At 45.0% G+C, this 14,655-nt stretch carries 14 protein-coding genes; 12 read left to right on the forward strand and 2 right to left on the reverse strand.

Going from position 1 to position 14,655, the window contains the following annotated elements:
- Positions 1–577 precede the first annotated feature (577 nt).
- Together aceB and aceA are read left to right on the forward strand one after the other, a co-directional pair.
- Positions 578–2,212, forward strand: coding sequence for a malate synthase A (aceB, locus tag AACT42_RS01950; RefSeq protein WP_094132412.1), 1,635 nt, complete (start codon positions 578–580; stop codon positions 2,210–2,212).
- Positions 2,213–2,347: 135 nt separating this feature from the next.
- Entirely contained in the window at positions 2,348–3,658 is a 1,311-nt protein-coding gene (gene aceA / locus AACT42_RS01955) for an isocitrate lyase (RefSeq protein WP_013857509.1), read from the forward strand.
- Positions 3,659–3,751: 93 nt separating this feature from the next.
- Here the strand turns inward: aceA and AACT42_RS01960 are convergent, their stop codons facing one another.
- Positions 3,752–4,198 (reverse strand): CBS domain-containing protein, encoded by a 447-nt coding sequence (locus tag AACT42_RS01960; RefSeq protein ID WP_088728656.1) that lies wholly within the window; start codon positions 4,196–4,198, stop codon positions 3,752–3,754.
- Between the two features lie 228 nt (positions 4,199–4,426).
- On the opposite strand from AACT42_RS01960, the gene queA reads away from it, so the two are divergent.
- The 5 genes from queA to secF all read left to right on the forward strand — a co-directional run bounded on the left by queA (position 4,427) and on the right by secF (position 10,016).
- Positions 4,427–5,479 carry a tRNA preQ1(34) S-adenosylmethionine ribosyltransferase-isomerase QueA gene (gene queA / locus AACT42_RS01965; RefSeq protein WP_094132411.1) on the forward strand — a complete coding sequence of 351 codons (1,053 nt, stop codon included), beginning with the start codon at positions 4,427–4,429 and terminating at the stop codon, positions 5,477–5,479.
- A gap of 128 nt (positions 5,480–5,607) precedes the next feature.
- The gene (gene tgt / locus AACT42_RS01970; protein WP_026027700.1) at positions 5,608–6,738 is read left to right on the forward strand and encodes a tRNA guanosine(34) transglycosylase Tgt; all 1,131 of its coding nucleotides are present in this window, start codon (positions 5,608–5,610) and stop codon (positions 6,736–6,738) included.
- A 107-nt stretch (positions 6,739–6,845) separates the two neighbouring features.
- The gene (gene yajC, locus AACT42_RS01975; RefSeq protein WP_013857505.1) at positions 6,846–7,178 is read left to right on the forward strand and encodes a preprotein translocase subunit YajC; all 333 of its coding nucleotides are present in this window, start codon (positions 6,846–6,848) and stop codon (positions 7,176–7,178) included.
- 19 nt (positions 7,179–7,197) lie between these two features.
- Positions 7,198–9,054: a protein translocase subunit SecD gene (secD, locus tag AACT42_RS01980; RefSeq protein ID WP_017044259.1), complete on the forward strand. Its 1,857-nt coding sequence runs from the start codon at positions 7,198–7,200 to the stop codon at positions 9,052–9,054.
- A gap of 14 nt (positions 9,055–9,068) precedes the next feature.
- Positions 9,069–10,016, forward strand: coding sequence for a protein translocase subunit SecF (gene secF, locus AACT42_RS01985; RefSeq protein ID WP_013857503.1), 948 nt, complete (start codon positions 9,069–9,071; stop codon positions 10,014–10,016).
- Between the two features lie 174 nt (positions 10,017–10,190).
- Here secF and suhB read toward each other — a convergent pair whose 3' ends face one another.
- Positions 10,191–10,994: an inositol-1-monophosphatase gene (gene suhB / locus AACT42_RS01990; RefSeq protein WP_013857502.1), complete on the reverse strand. Its 804-nt coding sequence runs from the start codon at positions 10,992–10,994 to the stop codon at positions 10,191–10,193.
- 177 nt (positions 10,995–11,171) lie between these two features.
- On the opposite strand from suhB, the gene trmJ reads away from it, so the two are divergent.
- The 5 genes from trmJ to iscA all read left to right on the forward strand — a co-directional run bounded on the left by trmJ (position 11,172) and on the right by iscA (position 14,604).
- On the forward strand, positions 11,172–11,900 hold the full coding sequence (trmJ, locus tag AACT42_RS01995) for a tRNA (cytosine(32)/uridine(32)-2'-O)-methyltransferase TrmJ (RefSeq protein ID WP_094132409.1): 729 nt from the start codon (positions 11,172–11,174) through the stop codon (positions 11,898–11,900).
- A gap of 115 nt (positions 11,901–12,015) precedes the next feature.
- Positions 12,016–12,537 carry a Fe-S cluster assembly transcriptional regulator IscR gene (iscR, locus tag AACT42_RS02000; RefSeq protein ID WP_026027698.1) on the forward strand — a complete coding sequence of 174 codons (522 nt, stop codon included), beginning with the start codon at positions 12,016–12,018 and terminating at the stop codon, positions 12,535–12,537.
- Between the two features lie 26 nt (positions 12,538–12,563).
- Positions 12,564–13,778: an IscS subfamily cysteine desulfurase gene (locus tag AACT42_RS02005; RefSeq protein WP_013857499.1), complete on the forward strand. Its 1,215-nt coding sequence runs from the start codon at positions 12,564–12,566 to the stop codon at positions 13,776–13,778.
- 56 nt (positions 13,779–13,834) lie between these two features.
- Positions 13,835–14,218, forward strand: coding sequence for a Fe-S cluster assembly scaffold IscU (gene iscU / locus AACT42_RS02010; protein ID WP_010320409.1), 384 nt, complete (start codon positions 13,835–13,837; stop codon positions 14,216–14,218).
- A 62-nt stretch (positions 14,219–14,280) separates the two neighbouring features.
- A complete protein-coding gene (iscA, locus tag AACT42_RS02015) occupies positions 14,281–14,604 on the forward strand; it encodes an iron-sulfur cluster assembly protein IscA (protein WP_010320408.1) in 324 nt (107 codons plus the stop codon).
- Positions 14,605–14,655 lie beyond the last annotated feature (51 nt).

A 14,655-nucleotide genomic window follows, 5' to 3' on the forward strand; every position in this document is an offset into this window, starting at 1 on the left:
TTTCCTTTGCCTAAAAAATCAAAAAGTCACTTTTAATGTGGCTTTTTTCAGTTTTTTATTCTGTTAGTGTTTTTAAACTTGTAAAATTTCACAAACAATTCTTGATGAAGTTTTCATAAAATCAAAAATCTTTACAGCCACAATTTTACACATCCTATTTTCTCTTGCGTTTAAAAATAAGGCATCTGTCTCGCTCGGTTAGTCGTAAATTCAAGCCTTACTGCGTCTCACATCATTTCGAACGTCTGTTTAAAACTAAAATCTGCCTTTTTGAGCTGTGTAATAAAATAACGTAATAACTTTCATATTTAACAAGGAAATCAAACATAGGTTTGAAACGGGATAAAACTTTGTTTTTAACCTTTCATTAACTTTGTCTCTTTTGCTGAATGATGAGTTGATGTAAGGTTTAATAAGGTTTTGTAAGACTTATGTCTAGCTTGGTTAGGCTTGAAATATTGGATTGACTGAGAGAAAGTGTCGGTAGAGATAAGTCAGTGGATAGCAAAAAATGAGCATTTGAATTTGTGGTTTTTAAATTACAAATGTAGTTGGAATGGTTTTAAGGAAGAACGTTATGTTTGCACAGACCCCAGAAACAGAGTTAGCACTCAGCAAAGAACACCACGAAGCCAAGCTTGAGGTTGTTGGTGCCGTTGGCCCACATCACCAAGCTATTTTCCCTTCAGAAGCCCAAATCTTCTTGTCCACTCTGTGTGCTAAATTTGCAAGCCGTGTCGATTCGCTGCTGGATGCACGAGAAGAGCGACAAACACGTATTGATAACGGAGAACTGCCGGATTTTCTCAAGGATACGCAAGATATTCGCGAAGGAAGCTGGAAAATTCTCGGTATCCCACACGATTTACAAGATCGTCGAGTGGAGATTACGGGGCCAACCGACCGAAAAATGGTGATCAATGCATTGAATGCTAACGTCAAAGTGTTCATGGCGGATTTTGAGGATTCGATGTCACCAGCATGGGATAAAGTGCTGGATGGGCAAGTCAATTTGCGTGATGCCATTGAAGGAACCATTAGCTATACCAATCCTGACAATGGTAAGTGCTACCAGCTTAAAGATAACCCAGCGGTGCTCATTTGTCGGGTACGCGGTCTGCACCTTAAAGAAAAGCATGTTAAATATGCAGGGCAAAGTATTCCGGGTTCGTTGTTTGATTTTGCACTCTACTTTTACAACAACTGTAAATCATTGCTTAAAAAAGGCAGTGGCCCTTATTTTTATCTTCCAAAACTTCAGGCCTATCAAGAAGCAAAGTGGTGGAGTGACGTTTTCCATTTTACCGAAGAGTATTTTGGGTTAGAAACTGGCACCATTAAAGCCACCGTATTGATTGAAACCTTACCCGCCGTGTTCGAGATGGACGAAATATTGTTCTCGCTTAAAGAACACATTGTCGGCTTAAATTGTGGCCGCTGGGATTACATTTTCAGTTATATCAAGACATTGAAAAATTATCCGGATCGGGTGCTACCAGATCGCCAAGTTGTCACAATGGAAAAGCCGTTTCTTAACGCCTATTCACGCTTACTGATCTACACCTGTCATAAGCGTGGCGCATTTGCGATGGGCGGTATGGCCGCGTTCATTCCAGCTAAAGATCCCCAAGAAAATCAGTTGGTTCTCGATAAAATTCATTACGATAAATTACTCGAAGCCAATAATGGTCATGACGGTACTTGGGTTGCCCATCCAGGTTTAGCGGATACGGCAAAAGCGGTCTTTGACCAAGTACTGGGCGAGCGTTGTAACCAATTAGATGTTACGCGTCTGTCTGATGCGCCGATTCATGCCAATGAGCTGTTGACCCCATGTGAAGGGGAACGTACCGAACAGGGCATGCGTCATAATATTCGAGTTGCACTTCAGTACATCGAAGCATGGATCTCCGGCAATGGCTGTGTCCCCATTTATGGTTTGATGGAAGATGCGGCGACCGCAGAGATTTCTCGAGCGTCAATATGGCAATGGATCAAGCATGGAAAAGCCTTGGATAACGGTCAGATTGTTACCAAAGCGCTTTTTGAGCAGTATCTTGCGCAAGAAATTGAAGTTGTGAAACAGGAAATCGGCACGCAGCGATTTGCACAAGGACGATTTAGCGAAGCGGCACAATTGATGGCTCGCTTAACTACCAGCGATGAGCTGACACATTTTCTCACCGTTCCGGGTTATGACTACCTAGATTGATGAGATTTAAAACCAATAACTAATAACCAATTACTGACAACCAATAACGTGAAGCTGTTTTCAAAAGCAGAATAGGTCGTACTGCTGAGAAAAGGATGACAGTGCGCTTGCGCATCAAAATAAGAGGGATAGACCATGACATTAACTCGCCGCCAACAAATCGAAGCTCTAGAAAAAGATTGGGCAACCAACCCACGCTGGAAAAATGTAAAGCGTACTTATACTGCTGCTGAAGTGGTTGACCTGCGCGGTTCAATCACTCCAGCCAACACCTTGGCCCAACGTGGCGCTGATAAATTGTGGTCACTGGTTAACGGCAGTGCCAAAAAAGGTTATGTGAACTGTTTGGGTGCATTGACAGGTGGTCAAGCGGTACAACAAGCCAAAGCGGGAATTGAGGCGATTTATCTCTCCGGCTGGCAAGTAGCGGCAGACAACAACACCGCTTCCACCATGTACCCAGACCAATCGCTCTATCCAGTCGATTCTGTTCCATCGGTGGTCAAGCGCATCAACAACTCGTTTCGTCGTGCCGATCAAATTCAGTGGGCGGCTGGAAAATCACCGGAAGATGAAGGTGGTATTGATTACTTCTTACCGATTGTTGCTGATGCTGAAGCCGGTTTTGGTGGCGTGCTCAATGCTTACGAGTTGATGAAGTCGATGATTGAAGCAGGGGCGGCCGGTGTGCACTTTGAAGATCAGTTGGCGTCAGTAAAAAAATGCGGACACATGGGCGGCAAGGTTCTGGTTCCGACTCAAGAAGCGGTTCAAAAATTGATTGCGGCACGTTTGGCCGCTGACGTATCAGGGACAACCACTTTGGTCATTGCTCGTACTGATGCAAACGCGGCGGATCTACTGACCTCGGATTGCGACGCATACGATCGTGATTTTATCCAAGGTGAGCGTACTCAAGAAGGTTTCTATCGCGTGAATGCTGGGATTGAGCAAGCGATTTCACGCGGTCTCGCTTACGCGCCGTATGCTGACCTCGTGTGGTGTGAAACCGCTAAGCCTGATTTGGATGAAGCCCGCCAATTTGCCGAAGCAATTCTAGCGCAATACCCAGATCAACTGCTGGCTTATAACTGTTCTCCCTCTTTCAACTGGGAGAAAAACTTGGATGCAGACACCATTGCTCGTTTCCAGCAAGAGTTGTCGGACATGGGGTACAAATATCAATTCATCACCTTAGCGGGCATTCATAACATGTGGTACAACATGTTTGAGTTAGCACATGCTTACGCGCAAGGCGAAGGTATGCGTCATTACGTTGAGAAAGTTCAGCGTCCAGAGTTTGAAGCAGCATCAAGAGGTTATACCTTTGTTGCACACCAACAAGAGGTGGGGACGGGTTACTTTGACCGGATGACAAATACCATCCAAGGTGGTAGCTCTTCCGTAACCGCGTTAACGGGCTCTACTGAAGAAGACCAATTTTAATTAGCTATACTTCCCAATCATTATCTGTGTAACACCTTTGAGCGGCGTAAGCCGCTCTTTTTTATGTGAGGTACTTATATTAGGGAGTGAACGTTATTCAATATCGACTTCGTCCGGTTCACTCTCTTCTTGTAGCTCAAGTAAGGTAACAGCTACCCCAATAAAGTCCGTGTCAGTAATAATGCCCACTAGTTGGCCTTTATCTACAACGGGTAAGCAGCCTACTTTATGTTTTTGCATGTAGATAGCACTCTCTTTTAACCCCGCTCGCGGGTCAACCGTCATAATTTCAGTATGCATCACCTCATATAATGGCGTTGTCAGTGTATATGATTGATCTTCAGGGATGTTTTTTAAGCTCGACTCTTGCGCGGCAAGAATATCTCGATGAGTAATGATACCGAGTAGTTTTTTGTGTGGATCGATGATAGGGATGTGGCGAATATCCAACGCTTCCATAGTGTGCTTAGCATCGGCTAACGTGTGTGTACGCAACAGGGTATGGGGGTTGCGAGTCATCATGTCTTCAATTTTGATCATAACGAGCTCCTTTTTATTATTGACCTGATTCAACTATAGTTTTTTCTGCGCAAAATATCTGAGAGCTCCCGCTATTTTTACTTTGATTGATGCGTAAAGATTGGGTGCCATTTTCATGTTTAATTACATTAAATTTAGATCTGGGTCTGACGAGCGAAGGTGTTTACGTATATACTACGGCGCTTAAAAAAATTACGTCATCCACTCAAAACGAACAAGATAAGAACTATGCAAGTTTCAGACTTTCACTTTGAACTTCCCGATGAGCTGATTGCTCGTTACCCAACGGCTGAACGTACGGCGAGTCGCTTACTGCAATTAGACGGTAACAGCGGTGAACTGGCGGATGGCTCATTTAAAGACGTTCTTGACCGAGCTCAGCCCGGCGATTTATTGGTTTTTAACAATACACGTGTCATCCCGGCTCGCATGTTTGGGCGCAAAGCTTCAGGCGGCAAACTGGAAGTATTGGTCGAACGAATGTTGGATGAACAGACGATTTTAGCTCATGTTCGCTCATCTAAGCCGCCAAAACCGGGCAGTGAGTTGTATTTAGGAGAGCATGACGAATATCATGCACACATGGTGGCTCGCCATGACGCGCTGTTCGAGATTCGTTTTACAGCGTCAAAGACGGTACTGGAGATCTTAAACGAGATTGGCCATATGCCGTTGCCGCCTTACATTGACCGCCCTGATGAAGATGCTGATAAAGAGCGTTATCAAACCGTATACAACCAAAAACCGGGAGCTGTCGCTGCACCGACCGCCGGTTTGCATTTCGATGAGGCTCTGCTTGAGCAAATCAAAGCGAAAGGCGTCGAATTTGCTTATGTAACCTTGCATGTTGGCGCTGGAACCTTCCAGCCAGTACGAGTCGACAATATTCACGATCACCATATGCATGCTGAATATGTTGAAGTGCCACAAGAGGTAGTCGATGCCGTCAACGCGACGAAAGCGCGTGGTGGCCGAGTGATCGCTGTTGGAACTACGTCGGTGCGCTCACTGGAAAGTGCCGCGCAAGATGCGCTTAAAAAGTGCACTGAGCTGGTTCCTTTTTTCGGTGACACTGAAATTTTCATCTTCCCTGGTTATGAATATCAGTTGGTGGATTGCTTAATCACTAACTTCCACTTGCCAGAGTCGACACTGATTATGCTCGTCAGCGCTTTTGCAGGTTATGATCATACTATGGCCGCGTACGCGCATGCCGTGAAACATCAATATCGTTTCTTTAGTTATGGTGATGCGATGTTTATCACCAAGAACACCAATTAACGAGTGCTAGCATTACGCTAGGAGAAGAAGCTCCGCTTCGTTTTTCGCTAGGAATTGGCGACCGCTCTAGAGGGGTGCTTGCACCTAATCATGATACGTCAGACTGTTTCTCTGACATTGGAGGCTTCGTGAAGTTAACATACGAACTTAAAAAGAAAAACGGAAATGCTCGCCGTGGGCAATTAACCTTTGAACGTGGCACTGTGCAAACACCGGCATTCATGCCTGTAGGTACTTACGGCACAGTAAAAGGCATGACACCGGAAGAAGTAAAAGAGACGGGCGCAGAAATTTTGCTCGGTAATACTTTTCACCTGTGGCTGCGCCCTGGCCAAGAAGTGATGAAAATGCACGGCGACTTGCATGATTTTATGAACTGGCAAGGCCCGATCCTCACCGATTCAGGTGGTTTCCAAGTGTTTAGCTTGGGTGATATTCGCAAAATCACAGAAGAAGGGGTGCATTTTCGTAACCCAGTCAATGGTGACAAGATTTTCATGGACGCAGAAAAGTCGATGGAAATTCAAAAAGATCTGGGCTCTGACATTGTGATGATTTTCGATGAGTGTACGCCGTACCCTGCGACGCACGACGAAGCGAAAAAATCAATGGAGATGTCTTTACGTTGGGCGCAGCGTTCACGTGACCATTTCGACAAATTAGAGAACACCAACTCGCTATTTGGTATCGTGCAAGGCAGTGTTTACGAAGATTTGCGTGATGTTTCCGTGAAAGGTTTAACTGAGATCGGATTTGATGGCTACGCGGTTGGTGGCTTAGCGGTGGGTGAACCTAAAGAAGACATGCACCGTGTACTTGAGCACACCTGTCCACAATTGCCAGAAGACAAACCACGCTACCTGATGGGTGTCGGTAAACCTGAAGACTTAGTGGAAGGGGTACGTCGCGGTATCGATATGTTTGACTGTGTGATGCCAACGCGAAATGCACGTAATGGCCATCTATTTGTAACGGGTGGTGTGATCAAGATCCGTAATGCAGTACATAAAACCGATACAACTGCGCTGGATCCGCATTGTGACTGTTACACTTGCAAAAATTATTCGAAGTCGTATTTACACCATCTGGATCGTTGTAACGAAATTCTGGGTGCGCGTTTAAATACTATTCATAACTTACGTTATTACCAACGCCTGATGGCAAGCATTCGTTTAGCGATTGAAGAAGATCGCTTCGACGCGTTTGTTGAGGAGTTTTATGCTCGTCGCAATCGTGAAGTTCCACCAATGGGCCAATAACGGTTTTGCTGCGTTTTGCTTGATTTGTGAAGTGATAAACTTGAAATTAAGCCAACGCAGCCCAATTAGAATTACATTACACAACAATATTTTAGAGGACGTTTTCAATGAGTTTAATTTCTGTAGCACACGCAGCAGGTGAAGGTGCATCACAAGGTGGCGGTTATGAAATGCTGATCATGCTTGGTATGTTTGCGGTTATTTTCTACTTCATGATTTACCGCCCACAAGCTAAACGTGTTAAAGAGCATAAAAGTTTGATGGCCGCCATGACTAAAGGTGATGAAGTGTTAACCAGTGGCGGTTTAGTGGGTAAAATCACTAAAATCGCAGAAGACAGCGATTACATCTCTATCGAACTGAATGTGAACAATGAAATTGTGATCAAAAAAGATTTCATTACAGCGGTGCTACCAAAAGGTACGCTTAAGTCTTTATAACAGCTAAAGGATCCTTGCTGTGCTAAACCGTTATCCGTTATGGAAGTATTTGTTAGTGGTGTTCGCCATCACTCTCTCTGCTTTATATGCACTTCCAAATATTTACGGTGAAGATCCGGCAATTCAAATTACAGGGGCGCGTGGCGCCTCTGTTGATATGTCAACGCTGGATGCTGTCACCAAAGCTCTTGATAAAGAGAGCCTTTCTCATAAATCCATTGCTCTAGAGAATGGATCAATTCTTGTTCGATTTAACGATACCGATACTCAAATCAGTGCGCGTGATGTGGTGAGTGAAGCGTTAGGCAAAGATACAATTGTTGCACTTAACCTTGCTCCTTCAACGCCTTCTTGGTTGGAATCAATTGGCGCGGCACCGATGAAGCTTGGCCTTGATCTGCGTGGTGGTGTTCACTTCTTAATGGAAGTGGATATGGATGCCGCAATGGAAAAATTGATTGGCCAGCAAGAAGAAGCGTTTCGCAGCGAACTGCGTGATGACAAAATTCGCTACCGCGCTATTCGCTCAGTGGGCAACGATCGAGTGGAAGTCACTTTGCGTGACGATGAGCAATTAGAGCAAGCACAGCAAGCATTAACGTCGAAACATCCTGATATGACTTTTACTACGTCTAAGGCTGACGGTCGCTTTGCGCTGATTGCTCAATTTACTGAGCAGCGTTTGCAGGAAGTTCGAAATTACGCCGTTGAGCAGAACATCACGATTTTGCGTAACCGTGTTAACGAATTAGGGGTCGCTGAACCCTTAGTGCAGCGTCAAGGTGCCAGCCGCATTGTAGTTGAGTTACCGGGGGTTCAAGATACTGCTCGTGCTAAAGAAATTCTTGGCGCAACCGCGACTCTTGAATTTCGTGAAGTTGATGACAAGGCTGATTTAGCCGCCGCGGCTTCTGGTCGTGCTCCTGCTGGGAGTGAAATCAAATCTGATCGTAATGGTCGCCCGGTTGTCTTGAAAAAACGCGTGATTCTAGGTGGTCAAAGTATCACGGATGCCAGCTCTAGCATGGATGAATATGGTCGCCCGCAAGTGAACATTTCGTTAGATAGCGAAGGCGGAAATAAGATGTCGGCGTTCTCTAAAAAGAACATTGGCAAGCTTATGGCAACGGTATTTGCAGAGTACAAAGACAGCGGCCGTCGGACACCTGATGGCAAAGTGATTCTGGATAAGCATGAAGAAGTGATCAACCAAGCAACGATTCAGTCGGCTCTTGGGCGTAACTTCCGTATCACGGGAATTGATTCTGCTGCAGAAGCTCAAAACCTTGCACTTTTACTGCGTGCAGGTGCGTTAATTGCGCCAATCTCTATTGTTGAAGAGCGTACCATTGGTCCATCAATGGGGCAGCAAAATATCGATATGGGCATTCAAGCCTGCATCTGGGGTATGGTTGCGGTGATGCTCTTTACGCTGCTTTACTACCGTGGTTTTGGCTTGATTGCCAATATTGCATTGATGGCGAACCTTGTGCTCATTATTGGTGTGATGTCGATGATCCCAGGGGCGACAATGACCTTGCCGGGTATTGCGGGCATCGTATTGACGGTTGGTATGGCCGTGGATGCTAACGTTCTGATCTTCGAGCGTATTCGTGAAGAGCTCCGTGATGGACGAAACCCACAACAAGCTATCCACCAAGGCTATGCTAACGCGTTCAGTACCATTGCTGATGCCAACATCACTACGTTGATTACGGCAATCATTCTATTTGCTGTGGGTACTGGAGCCATCAAAGGGTTTGCCGTCACACTTTCTATCGGTATTTTAACCTCAATGTTTACCGCTATTATCGGGACTCGCTGTATTGTGAACCTGTTATATGGTGGTAAACGCATTAAAAAATTGTCGATCTAAGGCTAGGAATTACTATGTTTCAGATTCTAAAAGCAGATAAAACGATCGACTTTATGCGTTGGTCTAAATTTGCGTTTTTATTCTCTCTTTTAATGATTGGTGCGTCTATTTTCACTTTATCAACCAAGTGGTTGAACTGGGGACTGGACTTCACCGGCGGTACTTTGATTGAAGTTGGGTTTGAACACCCAGCTAATCTTGAAGATATCCGCAGTGCTTTGGAAGCGAAAGGGTTTGGCGATGCGACGGTGCAGAATTTCGGTTCCGCGCGCGAAGTGATGGTTCGTCTTCGTCCACGTGCTGACATGGTTGGCGAGACGTTAGGCAATCAAATTCTTTCTGCTATTAAAGAGGGGACAGGAAAAAGTGTCGAGATGCGTCGCATTGAGTTCGTTGGTCCGAATGTGGGCGATGAATTAGCTGAAGCAGGAGGTTTAGCGATTTTAGCTTCGCTCATCTGTATTTTGCTTTACGTCTCTGTTCGTTTTGAATGGCGGCTCGCAGCGGGTGCGGTGATGTCATTGGCACACGATGTGATCATCACGCTTGGCATCTTCTCTATCATGCAAATTGAGGTTGATTTAACGATTGTTGCCGCTTTGCTGACCGTTGTCGGTTACTCGCTCAACGATACGATTGTGGTATTTGACCGTATCCGTGAAAACTTCCGTAAATTGCGTAAAGGTGATTCAGCCGAGATCATGAACAGCTCAATTACCCAAACCTTGAGCCGGACTTTGATTACATCGGGAACCACCTTGCTGGTGGTGATCGCACTCTTTGTGCAAGGTGGGGCGAACATACATGGTTTTGCCACCGCTTTACTGCTCGGTATCACCGTGGGTACTTATTCATCTATCTATGTCGCATCAGCGTTGGCATTGAAATTAGGAATTACCCGTGAGCACCTACTTCCACCTCAAGTGGAAAAAGAGGGTGCGGAGTTCGACGAACTTCCTTAGCAGCCTGAAAGTTTCTTAAATAGCCAAAGCCGCAGAATATTCTGCGGCTTTTTTCTAACCATCTCACCGCTGTCACTCTAAGTAGCAAAGTATAAAACGAAACTAAAAAAGCCTCGTATATTGCTATACGAGGCTTGAATCAATTTTGACGGTGTTGATGGTATTTAGTGCAACCTATTTAAGAATAGCGCTGTTACCGTTATCACGAATGTGTTTCAGAATCGCTTTAACACCACGGGCACTTGAACCTACAATGTTGCCCGATTTCATGTATTCAGTACCGCCAGAGAAATCGGTAAGAATAACGCCTGCTTCACGAGCGATCAGCTCGCCAGCGGCTAAATTCCAAGGTCTTAAACCCAGTTCAAAGTAACCATCGACACGGTTTGAAGCTAGGTAACATAAATCAAGCGCAGGAGAACCAGTACGACGGAAATCAGCACATTCAACAAACAGTGCAGACATGATTTTCATGAAAGATTCGGCATGTTGCTTTTGTTTGTATGGGAAACCAGTAGCGAGAATAGTGCCTTGAAGATCTTTTAACTGTTTAACACGAAGGCGTGAGTTGTTTAATTGCGCACCAGCACCACGTTGAGCGGTAAACAGCTCATTGCGCATTGGGTCATAAACACAAGCAACTTCTGTTTTGCCTTTAATGCGAACCGCGATGGAAACGGCGAAGTGGGGTAAACCTTTGACGAAGTTTGTTGTGCCATCCAGTGGGTCGATGATCCATTGAACGTCCTTATCTTTACCGTCGATAAGCCCGTTTTCTTCAGCAACGATACTGTGTTCTGGGTAAGAACTTTTGATTGTATCGATGATCATAGTTTCTGCTTCTTTGTCTACGTTAGTAACAAAGTCATTAGTCCCTTTCTGAGTTGTTTCGATTTTCTCAGTATTTTCTAGTGATTTAGCAATATGGTTACCAGCTTTTCGCGCAGCGCGAATAGCAATGTTTAGCATTGGATGCATACAGTTTTCCCAACGGATGTTAAAGAACGAAAAAGCGGGCAGTAGTATAACAAAGTTTTATTAAAAAGGAAGTGGCTATTTTTTGCTCGGTTGTTCATGTGTAGCTAAAGGACCTGACCATTTTAGTCAGGTTTATGTTAGTATTCTGTCGTTTAAAATAGAGTGGCGTACAACGTAATGCTAGACAATGTAAAAATCATTTTAGTAGGGACATCTCATTCAGGAAATATTGGTTCTGCTGCCCGAGCGATGAAGGTCATGGGCCTAAGTAAAATGATTTTGGTTTCGCCTCAATGCGAGGTAGACGCCCAAGCGATCGCTCTAGCTGCTGGAGCAAGCGACATTGCTTTAAATGCGGAGGTCGTGGATACGCTAGAGCAGGCTGTCGCAGATTGTGGCCTGGTGGTTGGGTCAAGTGCACGCTCACGAACTTTAGAATGGCCAATGCTTGAACCGCGTGAATGTGGTGAAAAATTGGCGCAAGAAGGGCAGCAATACCCGGTTGCTTTAGTGTTTGGCCGAGAAAAAACCGGGCTGACCAACGATGAACTGCAAAAATGCCATTTTCATGTGTGCATTCCGGCTAATCCTGAATACAGTTCGTTAAACCTTGCTATGGCCGTACAAACATTGAGTTATGAGATGCGTGTTGCCTATCTAAATAATGAAAAAAAAGGTTATCAAGCCCAGCCAGAAGAAGCGTATCCTCTGCATCACGAATTAGAAATGTTCTATCAGCATCTTGAAAAGGTAATGATACAGACACAGTTTATTTCAAAGGAACAGCCGGGACAGATCATGAATAAACTCCGTCGGCTATTTTCTCGTTCGCGTCCAGAGTCTCAAGAAATCAATATATTACGTGGTGTGTTGACCTCAATTGAGAAGCATCGCAGCAATCAATAATTATCCAGATTAATAATAGGGTTAAATACCTGACTAAATTAGTCAAATAAATACTTGACCTATTTAGTCAGGTATGGAAAAATTCCAACCACATAATCAATGTGGATACGGTGATATGAGACTTACATCTAAAGGAAGATATGCGGTTACAGCCATGTTAGATGTGGCTCTGCATTCGCAACAAACCCCAGTGCCACTGGCGGATATTTCCGAACGGCAAGGCATTTCGCTCTCTTACCTTGAGCAGCTGTTTTCTAAACTGCGTAAAGCGGGGCTAGTTGCTAGTGTGCGTGGTCCAGGTGGTGGATACCGCTTAGGTGCAGATGCCTGCTCAATTTCGATTGGTACTGTGATTGCCGCTGTTGATGAATCAGTTGATGCAACAAAATGTAATGGAAGAGCCGACTGCCAAGGTGGTACTCGCTGCTTAACACATACGTTATGGCGAGATCTTAGCTCTCGCATTAGTGACTTTCTGAACAACATTACTCTTGGCGAGTTAATGATTGATAATGAAGTACTAGAAATTTCTGACCGCCAAGGCTTGGGCCTGACGGTGAACCACGGGTTAACCAATAAAAATACCAATACCGTGATTATCGGCTCGGTGCCCGTAGGTCTTAATGCCCGCTCATAGCGGCAATGTTTACATTGGAGTAGAAAATGAAACTGCCTATTTATTTTGACTATTCAGCTACCTGTCCAGTTGACCCTCGCGTGGCTGAAAAGATGGTTCAGTACATGACGATGGATGGTGTTTTTGGTAATCCAGCATCGCGATCGCACCGTTATGGCTGGCAGGCAGAAGAAGCCGTAGACACTGCGCGTGAGCAAATTGCTGAACTGCTTAATGCTGATCCTCGCGAAATCGTATTCACGTCCGGTGCGACAGAGTCAGATAACCTCGCGATCAAAGGTGTGGCGCATTTCTATGCCAAGCAAGGTAAGCATATCATTACCTGTAAAACCGAGCATAAAGCGGTGCTTGATCCATGTCGTCAGCTTGAGCGTGAAGGTTATGAAGTGACCTATCTTGAGCCAGAATCGAATGGCTTGATTGATCTAAAAAAATTAGAAGCGGCAATGCGTGATGACACAATTTTGGTGTCGATCATGCACGTGAACAACGAAATTGGCGTAATTCAGGACATCATGGCGATCGGTGAGCTTTGCCGTGAACGCAAGATAATTTTCCACGTAGATGCAGCGCAATCTGCCGGTAAAATTCCCCTTGATGTACAAGAAATGAAAGTGGATCTTATCTCCCTTTCTGCGCATAAAGCGTATGGACCTAAAGGGATTGGCGCATTATATGTTCGCCGTAAACCTCGTATTCGCCTTGAAGCGCAAATGCACGGTGGCGGCCATGAACGTGGTTTCCGTTCAGGCACATTACCAACGCACCAAATCGTAGGTATGGGTGAAGCATTCCGTATTGCTAAGCAAGACATGCAAAAAGATTTTGACCACGCAAAAGCATTGCGTGATCGTCTACTCGCTGGTGTACAAGACATGGAAGCCGTGAGTGTGAATGGCGATTTAGATCAGCGTGTTCCGCACAACCTGAATATTAGTTTTGCCTTTGTTGAAGGCGAATCGCTACTGATGTCTTTGAAAGACTTAGCAGTATCATCAGGTAGTGCTTGTACGTCGGCCAGCTTAGAGCCGTCATATGTACTGCGCGCGCTTGGTTTGAACGATGAAATGGCGCACAGCTCAATTCGTTTCTCATTTGGCCGTTTTACGACCGAAGAGGAAGTGGACTACGCCGTTGAACAAATCCGCGTAGCCGTAAGCAAATTACGTGACATGTCTCCTCTATGGGATATGTATCAAGAGGGTGTGGATTTAAACACCGTTGAATGGGCACATCACTAGTCCTTTAAAAGGCACTGGTTTATTCCCAAGGAAATAGAGGATTAGAGGTAACTATCATGGCATACAGCGAAAAAGTAATTGATCACTATGAAAACCCACGTAATGTTGGCTCTTTTGATAAAGAAGATCCAACCATTGGTAGTGGTATGGTTGGCGCTCCAGCTTGTGGCGACGTAATGAAGCTACAAATTAAAGTGACGCCAGAAGGCATCATTGAAGATGCAAAATTTAAAACCTACGGTTGTGGTAGCGCGATTGCTTCGAGCTCACTGGTTACTGAATGGGTCAAAGGCAAGAGCATTGACGAAGCGGCAGCTATTAAGAACTCTGAAATTGCGGAAGAGCTAGAGCTTCCACCAGTGAAAGTTCACTGTTCGATTTTGGCGGAAGATGCGATCAAAGCTGCCGTTGCCGATTATAAAAAGAAACACCAACAATAATATTAAGGGAGTGAATGATGGTTCACTCCCATAAGTTCAAACTAAGAATCTAAGGTTGTAGTATGGCCATTACCTTAACTGAAACAGCAGCGCATCGCGTTCGAGCATTCCTAGATAACCGAGGCAAAGGCGTAGGTTTACGTCTTGGAGTGAAAACAACAGGCTGCTCGGGTATGGCTTACGTGCTTGAATTCGTTGATGACGTTAACGAAGAAGACGAAGTGTTTGAAGATCATGGTGTCAAAGTGATTATCGATTCGAAAAGCCTCGTCTACCTTGATGGCACACAGCTTGACTATGTCAAAGAAGGGCTAAACGAAGGTTTTGAGTTCAACAACCCGAATGCAAAAAGCGAATGTGGTTGTGGTGAAAGCTTCAACGTGTAACGGATTGGCTTTCGGCGTGACTAGGCTCACTTGAGCCTAGTGTCGAGCACT

Origin of the sequence: Vibrio sp. V15_P4S5T153 (genome assembly GCF_963874485.1) — a bacterium.
GTDB classification, from domain to species: Bacteria; Pseudomonadota; Gammaproteobacteria; order Enterobacterales; family Vibrionaceae; genus Vibrio; species Vibrio anguillarum.

Coding starts and splice junctions, on each gene's coding strand:
- suhB (WP_013857502.1), bottom strand. CDS start 10,994: ATGCATCCAATGCTAAACATTGCTATTCGCGCTGCGCGAAAAGCTGGT.
- queA (WP_094132411.1), top strand. CDS start 4,427: ATGCAAGTTTCAGACTTTCACTTTGAACTTCCCGATGAGCTGATTGCT.
- secF (WP_013857503.1), top strand. CDS start 9,069: ATGTTTCAGATTCTAAAAGCAGATAAAACGATCGACTTTATGCGTTGG.
- aceA (WP_013857509.1), top strand. CDS start 2,348: ATGACATTAACTCGCCGCCAACAAATCGAAGCTCTAGAAAAAGATTGG.
- AACT42_RS02005 (WP_013857499.1), top strand. CDS start 12,564: ATGAAACTGCCTATTTATTTTGACTATTCAGCTACCTGTCCAGTTGAC.
- iscA (WP_010320408.1), top strand. CDS start 14,281: ATGGCCATTACCTTAACTGAAACAGCAGCGCATCGCGTTCGAGCATTC.
- iscR (WP_026027698.1), top strand. CDS start 12,016: ATGAGACTTACATCTAAAGGAAGATATGCGGTTACAGCCATGTTAGAT.
- aceB (WP_094132412.1), top strand. CDS start 578: ATGTTTGCACAGACCCCAGAAACAGAGTTAGCACTCAGCAAAGAACAC.
- iscU (WP_010320409.1), top strand. CDS start 13,835: ATGGCATACAGCGAAAAAGTAATTGATCACTATGAAAACCCACGTAAT.
- trmJ (WP_094132409.1), top strand. CDS start 11,172: ATGCTAGACAATGTAAAAATCATTTTAGTAGGGACATCTCATTCAGGA.
- AACT42_RS01960 (WP_088728656.1), bottom strand. CDS start 4,198: ATGATCAAAATTGAAGACATGATGACTCGCAACCCCCATACCCTGTTG.
- yajC (WP_013857505.1), top strand. CDS start 6,846: ATGAGTTTAATTTCTGTAGCACACGCAGCAGGTGAAGGTGCATCACAA.